Source organism: Ancylobacter sp. 3268 (genome assembly GCF_031456575.1).
Classification (GTDB): domain Bacteria; phylum Pseudomonadota; class Alphaproteobacteria; order Rhizobiales; family Xanthobacteraceae; genus Ancylobacter.
In genome coordinates, this window is record NZ_JAVDUX010000004.1 from 100744 (window position 1) to 120935 (window position 20192).

General features: G+C 70.5%; 14 protein-coding genes. 5 read left to right on the forward strand and 9 right to left on the reverse strand.

What is annotated here, in order from left to right; translation table 11 throughout:
* Positions 1–12: 12 nt before the first annotated feature.
* Complete coding sequence (locus tag J2X65_RS06785) at positions 13–4857, reverse strand: NAD-glutamate dehydrogenase (RefSeq protein WP_310199604.1); 4845 nt, start codon at positions 4855–4857, stop codon at positions 13–15.
* Positions 4858–5080: 223 nt separating this feature from the next.
* On the opposite strand from J2X65_RS06785, the gene J2X65_RS06790 reads away from it, so the two are divergent.
* The gene (locus J2X65_RS06790) at positions 5081–5764 is read left to right on the forward strand and encodes an OmpW family protein (RefSeq protein WP_310199606.1); all 684 of its coding nucleotides are present in this window, start codon (positions 5081–5083) and stop codon (positions 5762–5764) included.
* Positions 5765–5834: 70 nt separating this feature from the next.
* Here J2X65_RS06790 and purH read toward each other — a convergent pair whose 3' ends face one another.
* The 5 genes from purH to rsmB form a co-directional block, all read right to left on the reverse strand.
* Positions 5835–7424 (reverse strand): bifunctional phosphoribosylaminoimidazolecarboxamide formyltransferase/IMP cyclohydrolase, encoded by a 1590-nt coding sequence (gene purH, locus J2X65_RS06795; protein WP_310199609.1) that lies wholly within the window; start codon positions 7422–7424, stop codon positions 5835–5837.
* Between the two features lie 57 nt (positions 7425–7481).
* A complete protein-coding gene (locus J2X65_RS06800) occupies positions 7482–8447 on the reverse strand; it encodes an SRPBCC family protein (RefSeq protein ID WP_310199611.1) in 966 nt (321 codons plus the stop codon).
* Entirely contained in the window at positions 8444–8785 is a 342-nt protein-coding gene (locus J2X65_RS06805) for a metalloregulator ArsR/SmtB family transcription factor (protein WP_310199613.1), read from the reverse strand. Before J2X65_RS06805 ends, J2X65_RS06800 begins: the two co-directional genes overlap by 4 nt.
* Before the next feature lie 295 nt (positions 8786–9080).
* Positions 9081–10784, reverse strand: coding sequence for a heparinase II/III family protein (locus tag J2X65_RS06810; protein ID WP_310199615.1), 1704 nt, complete (start codon positions 10782–10784; stop codon positions 9081–9083).
* Between the two features lie 247 nt (positions 10785–11031).
* The gene (gene rsmB / locus J2X65_RS06815) at positions 11032–12408 is read right to left on the reverse strand and encodes a 16S rRNA (cytosine(967)-C(5))-methyltransferase RsmB (protein ID WP_310199617.1); all 1377 of its coding nucleotides are present in this window, start codon (positions 12406–12408) and stop codon (positions 11032–11034) included.
* 143 nt (positions 12409–12551) lie between these two features.
* Between rsmB and J2X65_RS06820 the strand changes: the two genes are divergently transcribed.
* Positions 12552–13502, forward strand: coding sequence for a glucokinase (locus J2X65_RS06820; RefSeq protein ID WP_310199619.1), 951 nt, complete (start codon positions 12552–12554; stop codon positions 13500–13502).
* Between the two features lie 87 nt (positions 13503–13589).
* Here the strand turns inward: J2X65_RS06820 and J2X65_RS06825 are convergent, their stop codons facing one another.
* The 3 genes from J2X65_RS06825 to J2X65_RS06835 form a co-directional block, all read right to left on the reverse strand.
* Complete coding sequence (locus tag J2X65_RS06825; protein ID WP_310199621.1) at positions 13590–14333, reverse strand: RNA pseudouridine synthase; 744 nt, start codon at positions 14331–14333, stop codon at positions 13590–13592.
* A 94-nt stretch (positions 14334–14427) separates the two neighbouring features.
* Positions 14428–16008: a patatin-like phospholipase family protein gene (locus tag J2X65_RS06830; RefSeq protein WP_310199623.1), complete on the reverse strand. Its 1581-nt coding sequence runs from the start codon at positions 16006–16008 to the stop codon at positions 14428–14430.
* A gap of 29 nt (positions 16009–16037) precedes the next feature.
* Positions 16038–16817: a 3-hydroxybutyrate dehydrogenase gene (locus J2X65_RS06835; protein ID WP_310199625.1), complete on the reverse strand. Its 780-nt coding sequence runs from the start codon at positions 16815–16817 to the stop codon at positions 16038–16040.
* Positions 16818–17005: 188 nt separating this feature from the next.
* Here J2X65_RS06835 and J2X65_RS06840 point away from each other — a divergent pair, with 188 nt between their 5' ends.
* The 3 genes from J2X65_RS06840 (at position 17006) to J2X65_RS06850 (ending at position 20083) form a co-directional block, all read left to right on the forward strand.
* On the forward strand, positions 17006–17509 hold the full coding sequence (locus J2X65_RS06840; protein ID WP_310199627.1) for a transcriptional repressor: 504 nt from the start codon (positions 17006–17008) through the stop codon (positions 17507–17509).
* 85 nt (positions 17510–17594) lie between these two features.
* The gene (ispG, locus tag J2X65_RS06845) at positions 17595–18878 is read left to right on the forward strand and encodes a flavodoxin-dependent (E)-4-hydroxy-3-methylbut-2-enyl-diphosphate synthase (RefSeq protein ID WP_310199629.1); all 1284 of its coding nucleotides are present in this window, start codon (positions 17595–17597) and stop codon (positions 18876–18878) included.
* A complete protein-coding gene (locus J2X65_RS06850; RefSeq protein WP_310199630.1) occupies positions 18878–20083 on the forward strand; it encodes an MFS transporter in 1206 nt (401 codons plus the stop codon). Before ispG ends, J2X65_RS06850 begins: the two co-directional genes overlap by 1 nt.
* The last annotated feature ends 109 nt before the right edge of the window (positions 20084–20192 follow it).

Genomic DNA, 20192 nt, shown 5'->3' on the forward strand with positions numbered 1-20192 from the left:
ATAGTGTCGGTGCTACCCCGTTACCAGGTCGCCGAGCAGGCTCGCCGCCACCGACAATTTGGAGACGCTGAGGCCCGAGCCGGCGATCTCGTGCACGGCGGCTCGGGTGCGTTCGACCTCCGCCGACCGCGCCGCCGCCCAGGCGGCGACGCCGGCGGCGCCCGGGCCGTGGCTTTCGATCACCTCGGCGGCGAGCCGCCGCACGGCGATCTCGAAGGCCACCAGCGCGCGCTCCAGCGCCAGCCGGTCGTAATAGTCGGTGACCGCCAGTCCCCGCGCCGCCGACAGGATGCGGTCGAGGCGGAAATGCAGCCCGACGGCGAAGAAGGTGGTCGCCACCGCGGCGATCGGCGCCTTGGTGCGGTCGGCGATCAGCACGATGTCGGTGGCGTTCTCCACCGCCGGCAGCCGGCCGACCCGGCGCGCCAGCTCCTCCGGTACCCCCGCCTGCGTCCACTGGGCGATGCGGGCGTCGTGGAGCGCCCGCGTCTCCTCCGGGATCAGCTCGCGCACCGTGCCCTTCAGCGCCTCCACCACCGGCGGCACGCCGGCGGCGTAATGCGACACCAGCTCGTCGAGGCTGCGGCGCAGGTCGACATTGCGCAGGAACCACACGCTGCGGTCGAGCAGCAGCTCCTGCACCGCCGCGTAGAGGTCGAGCTGCACCGCCCCGGCGGTATGCCCGTCCAGCGCGTCGATCGCCCGGTTGAGGCCGTCGAGGTCGAAGCCGTCGCGCACCACCGCGAAAGCCTTGGCGATCGAGCCGATATCGGCCCCGGTGGCGTCGATGAGCCGGGCGAGGAAGGCCGGTCCGCCATGGTTGATCATGGCGTTGGAGAGCCGCGTGGCGATGATGTCGCGCCGCAGCCGGTGCCCGTCGATCCCGTCGGGGAAGCGTGCGTTGAGCTCCGGCGGGAAATAGGCGGCGAGCTCGCGGGCGAGATAGGGGTCGTCCGGCACGTCGGTGTCGAGCAGGTCGGCATGGGCGGTGAGCTTGGCATAGGCCAGCAGCACCGCGAGCTCCGGCCGCGTGAGACCTTCGCCGCGCCCGCGCCGCTCGTTGATCTCGCCGTCGCCGGGCAGGTATTCGACGGCGCGGTCGAGCAGGCCGCGCTCCTCCAGCCGCTGCATCAGCCGCTGGTGGAAGGTGAGCTCGCTTGCCGCCCGCCGCTCGGCGAGCGAGAGCGCCAGCGTCTGCAGGTAGTTGTTGCGCAGCACCAGCGCCGCCACCTCGTCGGTCATCGAGGCGAGCAGCGCCGCGCGCGACTTGGCATCCAGCCTGCCGTCCCGCGCGGCCGGCCCGAGGGCGATCTTGATGTTCACCTCGACATCGGAGGTGTTCACCCCGGCGGAATTGTCGATGGCGTCGGTGTTGAGCCGCACGCCGCGCTTGGCCGCCTCGATGCGGGCGCGCTGGGTGACGCCGAGATTGGCCCCCTCGCCGATCACCTTGGCGCGAAGCTCGGCGGCGGCGATCCGCACCGCGTCATTGGCGCGGTCGCCGGCCTGCGCGTCGGTCTCGGCGGAGGCGCGGATATAGGTGCCGATGCCGCCGAACCAGAGCAGGTCGACCGGCGCGCGCAATATGGCGCTGATCACCTCGGCCGGCGAGGCGGAGGAGCGCTCGAAGCCGAGCGCCTCGCGCACCGCCGGCGAGAGCGGGATGCTCTTGGCCGCGCGCGAATAGACGCCGCCGCCCGGCGAGATCAGGCCCTTGTCGTAGTCCTGCCAGGAGGAACGCGGCAGGGCGAACAGCCGCTGGCGCTCGGCCAGCGAGGCGACCGGGTCCGGCGTCGGGTCGAGGAAGATGTCGCGATGGTCGAAGGCCGCCACCAGCTTGATGGTGTTCTCCAGAAGCATGCCGTTGCCGAACACGTCGCCCGACATGTCCCCCACTCCGGCCACGGTGAACGGCGTCACGCGGATGTCGGTGTCCATCTCGCGGAAGTGGCGGCGCACCGCCTCCCAGGCGCCGCGCGCGGTGATGCCCATGCCCTTGTGGTCGTAGCCGACCGAGCCGCCGGAGGCGAAGGCGTCGCCCAGCCAGAAGCCGCGCGCTTCCGACAGCCCGTTGGCGGTGTCGGAGAAGGTGGCGGTGCCCTTGTCGGCGGCGACCACGAGATAGGGATCGTCCTCGTCATGGCGCACGGTGCGCGGCGGATGGTCGATCTCGGCGCCGTCGATGTTGTCGGTGAGGTCGAGCAGCGAGGAGACGAACAGCTTGTAGGCCTCGGTGCCTTCCGCCTGCACCGCCTCGCGCGGGCCGGTCGGCAGGTGCTTGGGCACGAAGCCGCCCTTGGCGCCCACCGGCACGATCACCGCGTTCTTCACCTGCTGCGCCTTGACGAGGCCGAGCACCTCGGTGCGGAAGTCCTGCGGCCGGTCGGACCAGCGCAGCCCGCCGCGCGCCACCCGGCCGAAGCGCAGATGGATGCCCTCGACGCGCGGCGAATGCACGAAGATCTCGAACAGCGGCTTCGGCAGCGGCAGGCCCTCGACCCTGTGGCTGAGGAACTTCACCGCAATCGCCGGCTTGGGCTCGCCATTCGCCGCGGTCTGGAAGAAATTGGTCCGCATCGCCGCGTCGATGAGATCGGCGAAAGCCCGCAGGATGCGGTCGTCGTCGAGGCTCGAGACCTCTGCGAGCGCCGCCTCGATCTCGGCACGGATCGCCGCCTCCCGCGCCTCGCGGTCGCCGGCGACGGACGGGTCGAAGCGCGCATGGAACAGCGCCACCAGCCGGTCGACGATGGCCGGATGGGCATTCAGCGCCGTCCACAGATAGTCCTGGCTGTAGGGCGAGCCGATCTGCCGCAGATAGCGCGCCAGCGTGCGCAGCAGCGCGATGTCGCGCCAGTCGAGGCGGGCATTCAGCACCAGCGCGTTGAAACCGTCGCTTTCGGCCTGGCCGTGCAGCACCGCCATCAGGCAGGCGTGCAGGCGCTGCTCCAATATGTCGAGGTCGATCTCGCCGCCGCCGCGCCGGGCGAGCAGCATGTCATGGACATAGATCGGCGCCAGCCCCTCCGGCTCGACGGTGAAGGTGCGCTCGTCGACCACCAGGAAGCCCATCGCCTCCAGCAGCGGGACGCGCTCGGAGAGCAGCCGCGGCACCTTGTAGCTCAGCACCTTGAGCCCGGCCCGCTCGCCTCCCGCGCCCTGTTCCGGCTTGTGGAAATCGATGGCGACCGGAGCCGCCTCGCCGAGCCGCTCGATCAGCCGCAGGTCGGCGAGCGCGGTTTGCGGCGAGTTGCTGTCCTGATAACCGGCGGGAAAGGCGTGGCCGTAGCGCGCGCGCAGCCGCGCCGTCGTCTCCGGCGGATAGACGAGGCCGATGGCGCCGGCGAACACGTCCTCCCAGGTGCGGATGATCTCACCGACGGCCGTCTCCAGCTCCGCCCGGCCGGGTTCCGCCTGCGCGGTTCCCTCGTCGCGCTCGATGGTGAAGTGCACCCGCGTCAGCGGCCCGTCGAGGAACAGCGGCTTGAACGCCACCACCTTGCCGCCGAAGCTCGACGCCAGCAGGGCGCCTATGCGCTCGCGCACCTCCGATCCGTAGCGGTCGCGCGGCACGTAGACCAGCACCGAGACGAAGCGGTCGAAGCGCTCGCGCCACGCCAGCACCCGCACGCGCGGATGCTCGTCGAGCTGGAGGATGGCCAGCGCGAAATGGAACAGCGTGGCCTCGTCGATCTGGAACAGCTCGTCGCGCGGGAAGTTCTCCAGCACGCTGGCGAGCGCCTTGCCGGAATGGCTCGACGGATCGAAGCCGGCGCGCTCGATCACCTTCAGCGCCTTGCGGCGCAGCAGCGGGATCACCGACAGCGAGCGCGTATAGGCGGTGGAGGTGAACAGGCCGGCAATGGCGAGGCCGCCGATCACCCGCCCCTGCGCGTCGTAACGCTTGACCACCACCACATCCATCCAGGTGCGACGATGCACCTGGGCGAGCGTGCGCGAACGGGTGACCACCAGCGGGCTGGCATCCGCCAGCACCAGCGACAGGTCGGCGCTCACCGCCTTGGGATCGAGCTGGCGGCGGAACAGCCGCATCTCCAGGTCGGCGAGCAGGCCGAACGCCTGGTCCGTCCGCCGGACGAATAGGCCGCCGGCGTCGAGATCGTAGTGGCGGGTGCCGAGGAAGGTGAAATTGTCGGCCAGCAGCCATTCGAGGAAGGCGACCGCCTCGGCCACCTCCGCTGCCGGCACGCTGGCCGGCGCGGCGCGCAGATCGGCCAACGCCGCCTCGACCTCGCCGAGCATCGGCTTCCAGTCGGTCACCGCGGCGCGCACCTGCGCCATCACCAAAGCGAGCTCGGCCGCCAGCGCCTCGCGCTCGCCGGCGTCGGCGAGGCGCGGCACGTGGATGTGAATCAGGCTCTCGCGCTTCTGGCGCGGGTCCTTCGGCGCGCCCTGGGCGGCGATGCCGACCAGCCCTCCCTGCCGGTCGCGCTCGACCTTGAAGATCGGGTGCACCACCAGCGAGGCGGTGAGGTTGCGCTCGTTCAGCGCCGCCATCGCCGAATCGAGCAGGAACGGCATGTCATCATTGACGATCTCGATCACCGTCACCTCGCCGAGGCGCTCGCCGCCCGCCACCACCTCCGGCAGTTCGACGCGGATATCGGCGGCGCCGGCGGTGCGCCGGGCGAGATGCTCATGGGCGCGCCGCGCCAGCTCGGCGAGTTCCTGTGCGGTATAGAGCCGCACATCCTCGGCCGCAGCCCGCCCGAACAGGCGGCTGGCGAAGCGCGGCGGCATGTCGCCCTCGGTCGCCTGCGTGATGAGATCCGCCTGCTCCACCAGCTGGCGCGCCGCGCGCTCGTCTTCGCTGGCGAGAAAACCTTCGACACCCATGTCCGTCTCCTGCCTCGGGCCGCGCGCCGTCGCGGCGGCCGTCCCATCGTTGGTACCGGCTTCTGATGGCCGGATGACGACCGTAGTCCTGTTGCCGGACCGTCACACTGCGCGACGCGATCCCGGCGGGTTGAGATGTATCAAATTTCAGGGGCCCCGACCGCTCCAGAACGTCGATGCGGCATGTCGCGCCGCAGCATCGGGCGGGCACAGGGGAAATCACATGTCCAAAGCGCTCCAGGTCATCACCGCCGCCATTCCGGCGGCCCTTCTCATCGCGGCGCCGGCCTTCGCCGCCGACATCGCCAGCGCGCCGCCGGTCTACAAGGCGCCGGCGCCGGTGGTGGAGAAGAGCCCCTGGCAGATCCGCCTGCGCCTGCTCGGCGTGCTGCCGGAGGACGGCGGCAAGGTGAACGGCGTGCCGGGATCCGACCTCGATTATTCCGATTCGGTGGTGCCTGAACTCGATATCACGTATTATTTTACCGACAACTGGGCGGCCGAACTGATCCTCGGCGTCACCCCGCACGACATTGACGGCGCCGGCTCGCTGGCCGGGCTGGGCAAGATCGGCGAGGCGTGGCTGCTGCCGCCCACCCTCACCCTGCAATACCACTTCACCGAGTTCGGCGCGTTCAAGCCCTATGTCGGCGCCGGCGTGAACTATACCTTCTTCTTCAACCAGGAGGCCGACGCCGCCGACAGCCTCGATGTGCACAATGCCTGGGGCTTCGCGCTGCAGGCCGGCTTCGACTACATGATCGACGCGCATTGGGGCTTCAACGTCGACGTGAAGAAGCTGTTCCTCAAGCCGGATTTCGACGTCACCGTCGCCGGCACGCCGCTGACCGGCACCGCCGATCTCGATCCGTGGATCGTCGGCGTCGGCGTCACCTATCGCTTCTGAAGCGCCCGCACCGCCACAGACGAAGGGCCGGTTCGCACCGGCCCTTTTTTCCTGTCCGGGCCACCCCGCCTCAGTGGCGGAAGTGCCGCACGCCGGTGAACACCATGGCGACGTCCGCCGCGTCGGCGGCGGCGATCACGTCGGCGTCGCGGATCGAACCGCCCGGCTGGATCACCGCCGTCGCCCCCGCCTCGATGGCGGTCAGAAGCCCGTCGGCGAAGGGGAAGAAGGCGTCGGAGGCGACCACGCTGCCGCGCGTCAGCGGCTCGGCAAGGCCGGCGGCCTCGGCGGCGTCGATCGCCTTGCGCGCGGCGATGCGCGCCGAATCGACCCGGCTCATCTGCCCGGCGCCGATGCCCACCGTGGCGAGGTCCTTGGCATAGACGATGGCGTTCGATTTCACATGCTTGGCGACGCGGAAGGCGAAGGCGAGGTCGGCGAGCTCGGCATTGGTCGGGGCGCGCTTGGTGACGACCTTCAGCTCCATGTCGTCGACCACCGCATTGTCGCGCGACTGCACCAGCAGCCCGCCGGCCAGCGACTTCACCGCCAGGCCTTTCGCGCGCGGGTCGGGCAAGGCGCCGGTCACCAGCAGGCGCAGATTCTTCTTGGCGGCGACGATGGCCGCCGCTTCCTCGGTGGCGTCGGGGGCGACGATCACCTCGGTGAAGATCTCGACGATGGCGCGGGCCGCCTCGGCGTCCAGCGTGCGGTTCAAGGCGACGATGCCGCCGAAGGCCGAGGTCGGGTCGCAGGCCAGCGCCTTGCGATAGGCCTCGACCAGGCTGGCGCCCTCGGCCACGCCGCAGGGATTGGCATGCTTGACGATCACCACCGCCGGCGCGCGGGCGGGGTCGAACTCGGCCACCGCCTCGAAGGCGGCGTCGGTGTCGTTGAGGTTGTTGTAGGAGAGCGACTTGCCCTGCAGCTGGCGGGCGGTGGCGACGCCCGGCCGCGCCCCGCCGGAAAGATAGAACGACGCCTGCTGGTGCGGATTCTCGCCATAGCGCAGTTCCTCGGCGAGGATGCCGGCGAAAAGCCGCGCCGGCGGCGCGCTATCCGCCTCCACCGAGGAGAACCATTCGGCGATGGCGCCGTCATAGGCGGCGGTGCGGGCGAAAGCGGCGCGGGCAAAGTGCCGGCGGGTGGCGCCGGTGGTGCCGCCCGCGGCGGCGATCTCGGCCAGCACCACCTCGTAGGACAAGGGATCGACCACCACGGTGACGTCGCCATGGTTCTTGGCGGCAGCGCGGATCATCGCCGGCCCGCCGACATCGATGTTCTCGACGCAGTCCTCGAAGGAGGCGCCGCGCGCCACCGTCTCCTCGAAGGGATAGAGGTTCACCACCACGAGGTCGATCGGCCCGATGCCGTGCTCGTCCATCGCCGCCCGGTGAGCGGCGTCGGCGCGCACGGCGAGGATGCCGCCATGCACCTTGGGATGCAGCGTCTTCACCCGTCCGTCCATCATCTCGGGAAAGCCCGTGATCTCGGAAACGTCGCGCACCGCGAGCCCCGCCTCCTTCAGCGCCTTGCTGGTGCCGCCGGTGGAGACCAGCTCGACGCCATGCGCGGCGAGCTTGCGGGCGAAGTCGACGAGGCCCGTCTTGTCGGAGACCGAGAGCAGCGCGCGGGTGATGGGGCGGATGTCGAGCGACATGATGGGGCCGGACGTTGTTGAAGGATCGGCTGGCCTTACCACCGATCCGGCCCGGCGTTAACCCTCCGCCGCGCCGGTCCCGACAGCGGACGCGGCCTGGCGGGACAGGACGCAGCGCTCCAGCTTGCCCAGCGTCTGCTGCCCCAGCTCCACGGCGCCGAAGCCCTTCGCCTCGTGGAACTCGGCCGCCGTGTTCATCACCATGCCCAGCGTCACCCTGGTCGCCCCGTCCTGTTCCTCGAAGGCGGCCCAGGCGTCGGCATGCTTCGGCCCGTTCTCGCCCCAGTGCAGCGTATAGCCGATCCGCTCCTCCGGCCGGACCTCGTGATAGCGATGATGGTTCGGGAACACCGTGCCGTCCGGCCCGATCATGTCGAACACCCATTCGCCGCCCGCCCGCAGGTCGATCCTTTCGGTGCGGCAGGAATATCCGTCCGGCCCCCACCATTGCGGCAGCGTCTCGGGGTTCATCCACGCGCTCCACACCAGGCTTCGCGGCGCCGCGATCACCCGCTGCAACACCAGGGTCCGCCCGGCCACGCCGGCGAGATGGTCCAGCCCGGCGCCGAAGCCCTGCCGGTAGCCCGCCTCCATGTCCTCGGCCAGCGAGGACAGCTGCACCGTCACCACCAGCCGGCTGCGCTCGCCGGCGCCGGAAATCTCCGCCGTCACCAGCGCCGCCGACTGCGTCGCCCCGGCCGACGAGATCACTTCGTAGTTCACGCTCCACGCCGGCGGCTGCAGCTCCAGCCAGCCGCACTCGCAGCGTATGTCGGGCTGGCCCTCGACCTTGCAGAGCGAGACCTCGCGCCCACCCACGCGGGTGTCCGCCTCCAGGAACGCGACGGTGACCGCAGGCGTCGGCGCAGCCCAGACCGCCCGCGCCGCCGGGGCGGTCCAGGCCTGCCACAGCACCGGGGCCGGCGCCGCCACCTCGCGCTCGAAGGTCAGGGTCGCGAAGCGGCCCGCGCGCTGGTCGGGCTTCGCGCCGATCAAGTTTCCGGCAGGCTCGTTCGAGGTCATTTCGCGCGTTCCTTCATCACGTTCATCACGAAGGCGTCCAGCCGGTCGAGCCGGGCTTCCCAGAGCGCCCGCTGCTCGTCGAGCCATGTCCGCACCGGGTCCAGTGCCTCCGGCACGATGGCGCAGGTGCGTATCCGCCCGTCCTTGGAGGTGGCGATCAGTCCCGCTTCCTGCAGCACGGAAAGGTGCCGCATCACCGTGGGCAGCCGCAGTCCCGTCGGGCCGGCCAGATCCGTCACCCGCGCCGGACCTTCGGCGAGCCGCGTGAGGATCGACCGGCGGGTCGGGTCGGCCAGGGCGTGGAACAGCAGCGAGAGATCGAGGTCATGCTTAGCCATATCGCTAACTATAGACCGTCGCATCGGCGTCGCAAGCAAAACTTCGCCGGTTAGCTAAGTTTCTGTCCGGGCCGCCGGCCCCTCGGCTGGTCGGCCGGCGTCGCCGGGCCCGGTGGCGAGGCCGCTCACGACAGAGCCGACGCGGCCGATGCCGACAACCGAACGCCGCATCCTCCGCGCCCGAGCCGATCGGCCGATGCTGGAATGGCCGGTTCGAGTCCGGCTGATGAGGGAAGTGAGATGGCATCCGCCCGGCAAGCCGAATGTCGACGCGGGCTTTTTGCGGCGGCCGGCCCTAGCCGCGCACGCCCTGCACCCGCACGAAGGTCCAGGCGACGCGGGGCCGCTGGCGCGCCTTGCCGGTGATCACGATCTGCTCGGCGCGGCGCGGCCCGCCATGGGCGGCGAGATAGACGCTCTCCTCGATGGTCGCCGGGCAGTCCGGCGCCTCGAACACCCAGTCGTCACCATCCGGCAGGGTGAGATAGATCGTCTGCCCGTCCGGCGCCCGCGCCGCCTTCACCGCCGGGTGAAGGTGGAAGCGGATCGCATAGAAGTCGCGGGCGTCGCTGGCGATCTCCTCGCCCTGGGCGGCGCGGAACAGGTCTTCGCCGTCGAGGCAGGTGCCGTCGCCCGACAGCCGCCACGAGCGCTGATGCACCAGGCCGAGCCGGCGCGCATAGCCGTCATGGCTGGCCCGCAGCACGTCGGCACCGCCGCGCTCGGAGCGGTCGACATGGATGTCGGCGGGGCCGTCCAGCACCGGCGTGCCGCACAGCTTCATGGCGAGCCCGCCGGCGATGAAGCGGCAGGAAGAGATTTCCGCCAGCGTGGCCGTGGAATGCGCCGCCGTCTGCCGGGCTACGGGGCGCCAGCTCTCATGCGCGGGGGTCGGTGCGCCGCAATTCACCACCACCCGGTTGCGCCCGCTGGAAAGCTCGAAGGAGAGGCAGCCGGCATGCGCCTCGTGGCTGAACAGCGGCGGCGGCGGCCGGCCGGTGTCGACGATCACCACCGAGCCGCCGGCCTCCAGCCGCTGATAGCCGGAATAGGGAGCGTTGGACACCGGCCGGCCGCGCGCATCGTCATAGGCGAGCACCACGGCCAGGTTGTCGGCCGGCGTCGGTCCCATGCCGTTGAAATGCGCGAAGGAGCCGTCGACATGGCGGAAGAAGCGCAGCATCGGCATCATGCGGTCGATGGCGTTCACCAGCACCGCGGGCGGCGCCACGTGTCGCGCCTCGAAGCACTGGCGCAGCGGCAGCAGGTCGAGCAGCAGCTCGATCAGCATGCCGGGGTTGCGGCTCGCCGGGCCGCCATCGGCCAGCACCTGCCGTTCCAGCTCCTCCGACAGCCGCTTCTGGGCGGAGCGCAGCAGCCGCGGCTGGTCGGCCATGCACAGGCCGGCAAAGCTCAGCGCCACCGCGCAGGCAAGCCGGGCGCGCCCGTCGCGGGCAAAGCGCTGAATGCTCTTGAGATAGCGCGCCTGTTGGCTGAGGCAGCGCAGGAAGCGGCGATGAAAGCCGGAATCGGCATCCTTGAGGATCAGCGGCGCCTGCGACAGCCAGTTGATCATCCGTCGCGCCGCCACTTCCGGCTCGGCCGCCGCCGGCAGGCGCGGCCCGCCGAGATTGATGAAGTCGCCGACCAGCGCCCGCGCATTGGCCCGCGCAATCGCAGTGTCGGAGGCATGGAGATGCCGCAGCCACGAGAACGACATCAGCGCCTGCGCCCATTCGCGCGACGGCGGGACGATCTCGAAGGGCGAAGCGCCGCCGGTCTCCACCGCCTTGCCGGCAAAGGCGAAGCACCCGGCATAGATCTCCGCCGCCCGGGCGGAATCGCCGGCACGCAGGTCCTGCGGCGCGAACAGCAGGCGCCCCGATACCGGCAGCGACGCCGTCCACCAGGCGAAAGGCGGATGCGCCAGCGCCCGCACCACCAGCGTGCGCCAGCCGAGCTCGGCGACGCATGTCAGGCGGCGGACGCGATCGGCCATTCCCTCGCCGCTCATCGCCGACGAATCCCTGGAATCCGTGTGCCCGACGGCCGTGTGCCCGACGGCCGTGTGCCCGACGGCCGTGTGCCCGACGGCCGTGTGCCCGACGGCCGCGTGCTTGGCGGCCGTGTGCTTGGGCATCGCTTGGTCTGGTGTCGCCCGGGCAACCGGTTCCCTCCCAGAATCCCCCGGATGAATCGTCGCCAGCTTAACCGAGCCCCGAGTCGCGTCCACCATCCTATGCTCCCTATGAAGCATCCGGGGCTCCGCGACGCCGCAACCGCGCGGCGAAGAAGCCATCGAGCCCGCCACGGCGCGGGTCTTCATGCGGAAGATGCGTCGGCAGGGTGCGGATCTCGCCGGCGGCGTTGATCCAGTCGGCTGCGACGCCGTTCTCGCCGGGCAGCACCGGCAGGCGCTCATAATCGTCGCGGCCGGCGAGCAGCGCCTCGATCTGCCGCTCGCCCTCCTCCGGCTCCAGCGAGCAGGTGGAATAGACCAGCACCCCGCCCGGCCGCACCAGGTCGGCGGCATTGCGCAGGATCCGCGCCTGCAGCGCGCCCAGGCTGGCAATGTCGGCCGGCGCCTTCGACCAGGCGACATCCGGGTGCCGGCGGATGGTACCGGTCGCCGAGCACGGCGCGTCGATCAGCACCGCGTCGAACGGCCCCCCCTTCTCGGTGCCGACTTGCCAACTCGCCGCATCCGCCTCCACCACCTCGGCTTCGAGCCCGAGCCGGCCGAGATTCTGCGCCAGCCGCCGGAGCCGCACGGCGGAGCGGTCGAGCGCGGTCACCTGCGCCCCCGCGGCGGCCAGCTGGGCGGTCTTGCCGCCCGGCGCCGCGCACAGATCGGCGACGCGCATGCCGGGGCCGGCATGGATAAGCCGGGCCGGAATCGCCGCCGCCGCATCCTGAACCCACCAGGCCCCCTCGTCGAAGCCCGGCAAGGCGGTGACGTTGCCGGCCTCGATGAGCCGTATCGAGCCGGTCGGCAGCAACTCGCCGCCGAGCCGCTCCAACCACGGCTGCGGATCGCCCTTGATCGTGAGGTCGAGCGGCGCCTCCCGGGCGAGGGTGCGGGCGATCGCCCGGGCGGTCTCGGCGCCATAGGCCGCGCTCCAGCCGCGGATCAGCCATTCGGGCTGATCGTACACCGCATCGGCCTCGAGGCGCGCCCGCCCCTCGCGGGCGATCCGGCGCAGCACGGCGTTGATCAGCCCCTTGAAGCCGGCGGTCGAGGGGGCTTCCCCGGCCAGCTCGACGCTGGTCGCCACCGCCGCATGGTCCGGCACGTCCATGAACAGCACCTGCGCGGCGCCGATCAGCAGCAGCGTCTCGCCGCGCCGGGCCTTTTCCGGCAACGGCTTCTCGAGAAAGGCCGACAGCAGCGCCCGCAGCGAGCCGAGACGGCGCAGCGTGGTGGCGGCGATCATGCGGGCGAGCCCGCGGTCGCGCTCGTCGAGATCGCGTGACAGCCGGTCGAGCGCCTCCTCCAGCGGACGGCCATTGACGAAGACGGCGTCAAAGGCATCCGCCGCGGCACGGCGGGCGGCAAGGCCCGGCAGGACCGGGGCGGCCTGACGGCCAGAGGGACGGCGCGGACGGCGGGGGGATTCGCTCATTTTTTCGGACTAGGCCGGTATGAGGCGGAACGCAACCGCCGCCATGCCGCTTGTCGTCAAGATACGCAGCCGGGGCTTGTCGAAGCGCGCGAGATTGGCTCCTATGCGCCACCCTCCCACCGCGACCCGAACATCCAGGCCCTATGCCCCATCTCATCCTGATCGCCGACATTGGCGGAACCTCCTCCCGCCTCGCCCTCGCAGGCCCCGATGGACGCCCACAGGATGTGCGCATCCACCGCAACGACGCCTTTTCCGGCTTCGAGGCGTTGATCGAGATCGATCTTGCGGCGCGTGGCGTGGCGGCCGGCGATGTCGGCGGCGCGGTACTCGCCATTGCCGGACCGGCGGATGGCGAGCATGTGCGGCTCACCAATCGCGACTGGTCCTTCGCCAAGGACGAGCTGCGCCGCCGCTTCGGCTGGCAGAAGCTGCTCGGCGTCAACGATTTCGAGGCGCTCGCCTATGGCGTGCCGGCGCTCGGGCCGGATGATCTGGTGGCGGTCGGCGGCGGCGAGGCGGCCGAAGGCGCTCCCATGCTGGTCTGCGGGCCCGGCACCGGCTTCGGCGTCGCCGGCCTGCTCAAGATCGGCGACACCTTCCGGGCCGTCACCGGCGAAGGTGGCCATGCCCGCCTCGGCGCCACCAATACCGAGGAGGCCCGGCTGATCGCCCATATGGTGCGCGAGCTCGGCCCGGTGGTGGTGGAGCACGCGCTCTCGGGCTCCGGCCTCGCCCGCATCCACCGCGTGCTCACCGGCGACCGGCTATCGCCCGAGCAGGTGATCGCCGCCGCCTTTGGCGGCGACACCGAGGCGCGCGAGACCTGCAACATGTTCCTGCGGCTGTTCGGCCGCATCGCCGGCGACCTCGCGCTGACCTTCGACGCTCGCGGCGGCGTCTATCTCGCCGGCGGCGTCTCCGCCGGGCTGCTGCCATTTTATGAAAGCTCGCCCTTCCGCGCCGCCTTCGAGGAGCACCCGCCGCTGGATCCGCGGCTCATCGCGACGCCGGTGCACATCATCACCCACCCGACGCCGGGCCTGCTCGGCTGCGGCCAGTTGGCCGGCCGCCTCGCCCGCGAGCTCGTCTGACGTCCTGTCGCGCAGTGCCTGTGGGCGGTGCGCGAGGAATGCATGCGCGCCGCGACCCGCTGAAACGCGGATTTCTAGAGCTTCGAGCTAGAGCTTCGAGAACGCCACCGCATCCGCCGCCTGCGCCACCTCGGCCGGATCGAGGCCCATGCCGGCGAGCGTCGTTATCATGTGCGGCGGCAGCGGCGCGCGGGCGTCGATCGCCGGCTTGCCCTTGGGTTGCGGCACCACCACCCGGCGCGCGTGGAGGTGCAGCACCGGCCCGCCCGGCAGCCGCGAGGCCCCGCCATAGATGCTGTCGCCGAGGATCGGGTGGCCGATGGCGTCGAGATGCACCCGCAACTGGTGGGTACGGCCGGTCAGCGGCGAGAGCGCGAGCACCGACAGCCCTTCGCCGGCGGCGATCAGCTCCCATTCGGAGATCGCCTGCTGCCCGGCCGGATCGACCGCCATCCACCAGCCGCGATGCGGCGAACGCTTGGCGAGCTTCAGCTCGACCCGCCCGCGCGTCTCGGCCGGCACGCCCTTGGCCACCGCGACATAAGTCTTCCCCACCGCCCCGCTCGCGAACGCCTTGCCGAGTTCGGCTAGCGCCTTGCGATGGCGGCCGAGCACCAGGCAGCCCGACGTGTCCTTGTCGAGCCGATGCGCCAGTTCCGGCGCGCTGGGCAGGCCGAAGCGCAACGCGTCGAGATGGTCGGCCAGCGTCTCCCCGCCCTTGGGGCCCTTGTGCACGGGCAGGCCGGCGGGCTTGTCGAGGATCAGCATCATCCCGTCGCGATGAAGCACACGGGCGGCGATGTCGGGAACAGGCGGGTGATCGGGGCTCATGTCCTCTCTCAGCACAAGCCCGTCGCCCCGTCGAGCCCCCGTGCCCTGTGCCCCTGTACCCCGCGGCCGTGCCGCTGCGAAGGCCGGCCACGAGCTAGCCGTTCTTCAGTTCGTGATGCACGTCGAGCGTCGAGCGCACGCCGATGTCGTCGTAATGCCGCTCGAGGAAGCCTTCCGCCGCCTCCCGGCCGATGTCGCGCAGAAACAGCAGGAACTCCCATTCCGCGTTCATCTTAGTCGAGGCATCGAGCGCCACCAGCTTCTCGGCCCCGTCGATCCGGTGCATGCGCAGGTTGCGATAGCCGTCCACCCCGTCGCCCTTGTGGCTCAGCCGCCCCTCATTGAGCAGCCGGGTGACGAATTCGGCGGCGCGCAGCTGCGCGAGCAGCGAGGCGTTGAAGGTGATCTCGTTCATCCGGTTCTGGATGTCGCGGGCGGTCTTCGGCGTCTCGCGGCGGATGATCGGGTTGATCTGGATGAGCAGGATGTCGTCGGTCTTCACCGCATCGTAGAAGGGGAACATGGCCGGGTTGCCCATGAAGCCGCCATCCCAATAGGGCACGCCGTCGATTTCCACCGCCTGGAACATGTTGGGCAGGCAGGCCGACGCCATGATCGCGGCCGGTGTCAGCTCGTGCTTGGAGAACACTTTGACCTTGCCGGTGTGCACGTTTGTGGCGCTGACGAACACATGCACATGGCTGCACGCCTGCACCGAGTCGAAATCGACATGCTCGGCGATCAGGTCCATCAGCGGGTTGATGTTGAGCGGGTTGAGGTCGTAGGGCGAGAAGAACCGGCTCATCACATCCATGGTGATGTAGGCCGGGTTCATGTTCAGCGACCAGTTGCCCATCAGCCGGTCGAGCAGGGTGCGCTGCAGCGGGCTGGTGCGCCCATCCTTGGAAACCGCGCGCCAATATTTCGCCAGCGCCTCGCGTCCGCCCTCATTGCCGCCGCGCGCGAGGCCCGAGGCCAGCACGGCCGCATTCATGGCGCCGGCGCTGGTGCCGGAAATGCCCTCGACGACGATCCGTCCGTCCTCCAGCAGCCGGTCGAGCACCCCCCAGGTGAAGGCGCCATGGGCGCCGCCGCCCTGCAAGGCGAGGTTGATCGGCTTGAGGTGGTTCTTGAGCGCCTCCGCCTTGGCCGGTGCGGTGGAATTGGTATTGCGGCGCACCGCCTCCTTGCCGACCGGGCCGTGCACCGAAATCGCGGTGGCCACGGTCTCGGTCTCCTTGCTCGCCGCCGGGGGCGCCTCAGGCTTTTCGGAGGCGGCAACCGGTGCGGCCGCGAGGGATGGCGCGGCGGCGGTCTTACCGGCGCCGGACTTCGTGGGCGAGGGCTTCGCGGGCGAGGGCTTCGCGGACGAGGACTTCGCCGTGGCAGCCTTCCCCGCTGCCGCCTTGCTGGCCGTCGCCTTGCCGGATGCGGCGCGCTTGGCGGCGGCGCGACCGGACGCCGCCGTCGCTCCAGCTGCCGGTTTGGCGACCGGCGAAGCGGCTTCCGGCGGCTGGACCGCCAGTCCCGGAGCCGCCGGCTGCGGCGCATTTGTGGAATCGCCGGTGACGGAGACGGCCTCGTCGCCATCCTTCTGGACGGCGGCACGCCCGGCGGTGCCCTTTCTGGCGGCGGAACGCCGCGACGTCGAAATGTCGACCACCTTGTCAGTCACCTGCGCCTCCCCTCGGGTTCACCCTTGGCTTACTCGGCCACCCAGCCGCCGTCGATCTGCTGCAGCGAGCCGGTGATCGACTTCGCGCCGTCGCTGCACAGGAACACGGCCAGCGCCGCCACTTCCTCGACCTTCACGAACTCCTTGGTCGGCTGCTCGGCGAGCAGGAACTCCTTCACCTGCTCCTCTGTGATGCCGCGCGCCTTGGCGGTGTCGGGGATCTGCTTCTCGACGAGCGGCGTCCACACATAGCCGGGGCAGATCGCGTTCACCGTGATGCCGAAGGTGGCGGTCTCCAGCGCCACCGTCTTGGTCAGGCCGGCAATGCCGTGCTTGGCCGAGACATAGGCCGACTTGAAGGGCGAGGCGACCAGCGCATGCGCCGAGGCGGTGTTGATGATGCGGCCCCACTTGCGCGCCTTCATGCCCGGCACCGCCGCCTTGGTGGCGTGGAAGGCGGCCGAGAGGTTCAGCGCAATGATGAGGTCCCATTTGTCGTCCGGGAAGTCCTCGATCGGCGAGACATGCTGCACGCCGGCATTGTTGACGAGGATGTCGACCGAGCCGAGCTGCTCCTCGCCGAACTTTATCAGCGCCGCGCATTCCGAGCCCTTGGTGAGGTCGGCGGCGGAATACACCGCCTTCACGCCGAACGCGCTCTCGATGCCCGAGCGTTCCTTCTCGATCGCCGCTGCATCGCCGAAGCCGTTGAGCGTGATGTTCACGCCTTCGGCCGCCAGCGCACGGGCGATGGCAAGGCCGATCCCGCTGGTCGAGCCGGTGACGACGGCGTTCTTACCCTTGAGCATTGAAAATTCTCCTGCCTGAGTTCTGCGGCATCGCAACCGATCGCGGGACGCCTCGCCGTCGCGCGGCCTCGTCCCCATATGTGTCACGCTAGCATGGCCGCCCGTCATTGCTAGTCCCGTCGCACGGTCGCAAACGGCTGGCCGCCAAGACGGTTTCCCGTTTCCTATCCGTCAGCTACGATCCCTGCATGACAGTTCCGGCCGCCGCACATCACGACCATGACCACACCGCCTGCGTTGCCGATGTGCTCGCGCGCGCCGAGGCATGCTGCGATGCGAGCGGCGCCCGCCTGACGCCGCTGCGCCGGCGGGTGCTGGAGACGCTGGCGCAGAGCCACATACCGCTCGGCGCCTATGAGCTGGTGGAGAAGCTCGGTGCCGTCGGCGAGCGTCCGCCGCCGATGTCGGTCTATCGCGCCCTCGACTTCCTGGTCGCCGAGGGCCTCGCCCACCGCATCGAGAGCCGCAACGCCTTCCTCGCCTGCGGCCGGGCGCATGAGGCCGATGACGTGATCGTGTTCCTGATCTGCGAGCGCTGCGGCCTGACCGACGAGGTCGCCTCGCACGCCATCGGCCGCGACATCGCCTGGGCGACCCGCGCCGCCGGCTTCACGCCGCGCACCCCGGTGCTGGAGATCGCCGGCACCTGCGCCCGCTGCCGCGCGGAGGCCGGCAAGGCCGCCGCCGGTTGACGCCGGCGGTTGACGCAAGCTCACGCCCGGCCTACCCCTCCGGGCTGTTCGTCCTACTGGCCGCCACGCCGCCGGAACCCGTGTCATGACTGCTGAGCCCGCCCCGATCGTCGCGCCCGAGCTGGAAGCCGCCGGCCCGCATGAGCGGCGCATCACCGTGCCGGTCAAGGTCGGCGCGGTCACGGTGGGTGGCGGCGCGCCGGTGGTGGTGCAGTCGATGACCAACACAGACACCGCCGACGCCGAGGCGACCGCCCGCCAGGTCGCCGCCCTCGCCCGCGCCGGTTCGGAGATCGTGCGCATCACCGTGGACCGCGAGGAGTCCGCCCGCGCCGTGCCGGAGATCCGCGAGCGGCTCGCCCGCATGGGGCTCGACACCCCGCTGGTCGGCGACTTCCACTATAACGGCCACCTGCTGCTGGCGAATTTCCCCGATTGCGCGGAGGCGCTGGCGAAATACCGCATCAACCCCGGCAATGTCGGCTTCGGCAACAAGCGCGACCGCCACTTCGCCACCATCGTCGAGATCGCGATCAAACACGACAAGCCGGTGCGGATCGGCGCCAATTGGGGCTCGCTGGACGACGACCTGCTGACCCGGCTGATGGACGAGAACGCCAGGCTCCCGCGCCCGGCCGATGCGCGCGCCGTCACCCGCGAGGCGCTGGTGCGCTCGGCCCTGCTCTCCGCCGCGCTGGCGGAAGAGATCGGCATGAAGCGCGAGAAGATCATCCTCTCCGCCAAGGTCTCGGCGGTGCAGGATTTGATCACCGTCTATTCCGAGCTCGCCCGGCGCGCCGACTATGCGCTGCATCTCGGCCTCACCGAAGCGGGGATGGGCTCGAAGGGCATCGTTGCCTCGACTGCCGCAATGGGTGTCCTGTTGCAACAAGGCATCGGCGACACCATCCGCGTCTCGCTCACCCCCGAGCCCGGCGGCGACCGCACCCGCGAGGTGACGGTGGCGCAGGAGATGCTGCAGACCATGGGCCTGCGCACCTTCGTGCCGCTGGTCGCCGCCTGCCCCGGCTGCGGGCGCACCACCTCGACCACCTTCCAGGAGTTGGCTTTCGAGGTGCAGGACTACATCCGCACCTCGATGCCGGAGTGGAAGAAGCACTATCCCGGCGTCGAGACGCTGAACGTCGCGGTGATGGGCTGCATCGTCAACGGGCCGGGGGAGAGCAAGCATGCCGATATCGGCATCTCGCTGCCCGGCACCGGCGAGTTTCCCACCGCCCCGGTCTATATCGACGGCAAGAAGGCGATGACCCTGCGCGGCCCCACCCTGCGCGACGACTTCAAGAAGATCGTCGAGGAGTATGTGGCGCGGCGCTTCGGCGTCGCCCGCGCCGGCGCGGCGGAATAATGCCGGCTTCGCCCGCGCCGATGGCGGCAGGAGCAAGGCCGCCGATCCCGGCCACCGTGTGGGTGCTGGGCCTGGTCAGCCTCGCCATGGATATCTCCTCGGAGATGGTCCAGACGCTGCTGCCCCTCTATCTCGTCACCGAGCTCGCCGCCTCGGCGCTCGCCATCGGCTTCATCGAAGGGCTGGCGGTGGCCGTCGCCATGGTGACGCGGCTGTTCTCCGGCGTGGTCTCCGACTGGACCGGCAAGCGCAAGCCGCTGGCCGTGCTCGGTTATGGCCTCGGCGCGGTGTCCAAGCCGATGATCCCGCTCGCCGGCTCGCTCGGCTGGATCGTCGCCGCCAAGGCGCTCGACCGCGTCGGCAAGGGCATTCGCGGCGCGCCGCGCGACGCGCTGATCGCCGATACCACGCCGCCTGAGATCCGCGGCGCCGCCTTCGGGTTGCGCAAGTCGCTCGATACCGTCGGCGGCTTCGTCGGCCCTCTGGTCGCTATCGGCCTGATGCTCGCGACCGGCGGGGACTTCCTCACCGTGTTCTGGATCGCCACCCTCCCCGCCTTCCTCGCTGTCGCCCTGCTGGTCGTCGGCATAAACGAGCCGGCGCAGCCGCCGGCGCCGGCCAAGGAACGGCCGCGCCTTGCCGCGGCCGGCCGGCTGAACCGCGCGACATGGGCGATGATCGCCGTCGCCTGTCTCTTCACCATGGCGCGGTTCAGCGAGGCCTTCCTGCTGCTGAAGTCGCAGGAAGTGGGCCTCGCCACCGCCTGGGTGCCGATCACCATGGTGGTGATGCACGCGGTCTATGGGCTGGCCGCCTATCCCGTCGGCCGCCTGTCCGACCGCACCGGCCGCCTGGCGCCGCTCGCCATCAGCCTGGTCCTGCTGCTCGCCGCCGATCTGGTGCTGGCACAGGCCGGCACGCTGCCGGCCTTCTTCGCCGGCATCGTGCTGTGGGGGCTGCATATGGGCTTCTCGCAGGGCATCCTCGCCACGCTGATCGCCGATACCGCGCCGGCGCAGTTGAAGGCGACCGCCTTCGGCGTCTTCAACCTGATGACCGGGCTGACGGTACTGGTCGGCAACATCGCCGCCGGCTGGCTGTGGCAGGCACACGGCTCGTCGGCGACCTTCCTGGCGAGCGGCGCGCTGACGGCATTCGCCCTCCTCGGCTTCCTGCTGCTGCGCGGGACCCGGCGATCGGCCTGATCCCCACTGGCCTGATCCCGGCTGGCCCGATCCCCGCTGGCCCGATCCCCGCTGGCTCGATCCCCTTGCGGAACATGCACCACCCGGCGCGTGCCACCCCTGCGTCCGG

Excerpts from the sequence above, each read along its gene's own strand:
- ispG (WP_310199629.1), top strand. The coding sequence starts at position 17,595 with ATGACTGCTGAGCCCGCCCCGATCGTCGCGCCCGAGCTGGAAGCCGCC.
- J2X65_RS06850 (WP_310199630.1), top strand. The coding sequence starts at position 18,878 with ATGCCGGCTTCGCCCGCGCCGATGGCGGCAGGAGCAAGGCCGCCGATC.
- J2X65_RS06840 (WP_310199627.1), top strand. The coding sequence starts at position 17,006 with ATGACAGTTCCGGCCGCCGCACATCACGACCATGACCACACCGCCTGC.
- J2X65_RS06810 (WP_310199615.1), bottom strand. The coding sequence starts at position 10,784 with ATGGCCGATCGCGTCCGCCGCCTGACATGCGTCGCCGAGCTCGGCTGG.
- purH (WP_310199609.1), bottom strand. The coding sequence starts at position 7,424 with ATGTCGCTCGACATCCGCCCCATCACCCGCGCGCTGCTCTCGGTCTCC.
- J2X65_RS06790 (WP_310199606.1), top strand. The coding sequence starts at position 5,081 with ATGTCCAAAGCGCTCCAGGTCATCACCGCCGCCATTCCGGCGGCCCTT.
- J2X65_RS06825 (WP_310199621.1), bottom strand. The coding sequence starts at position 14,333 with ATGAGCCCCGATCACCCGCCTGTTCCCGACATCGCCGCCCGTGTGCTT.
- J2X65_RS06800 (WP_310199611.1), bottom strand. The coding sequence starts at position 8,447 with ATGACCTCGAACGAGCCTGCCGGAAACTTGATCGGCGCGAAGCCCGAC.
- J2X65_RS06805 (WP_310199613.1), bottom strand. The coding sequence starts at position 8,785 with ATGGCTAAGCATGACCTCGATCTCTCGCTGCTGTTCCACGCCCTGGCC.
- J2X65_RS06835 (WP_310199625.1), bottom strand. The coding sequence starts at position 16,817 with ATGCTCAAGGGTAAGAACGCCGTCGTCACCGGCTCGACCAGCGGGATC.
- J2X65_RS06785 (WP_310199604.1), bottom strand. The coding sequence starts at position 4,857 with ATGGGTGTCGAAGGTTTTCTCGCCAGCGAAGACGAGCGCGCGGCGCGC.
- J2X65_RS06820 (WP_310199619.1), top strand. The coding sequence starts at position 12,552 with ATGCCCCATCTCATCCTGATCGCCGACATTGGCGGAACCTCCTCCCGC.
- rsmB (WP_310199617.1), bottom strand. The coding sequence starts at position 12,408 with ATGAGCGAATCCCCCCGCCGTCCGCGCCGTCCCTCTGGCCGTCAGGCC.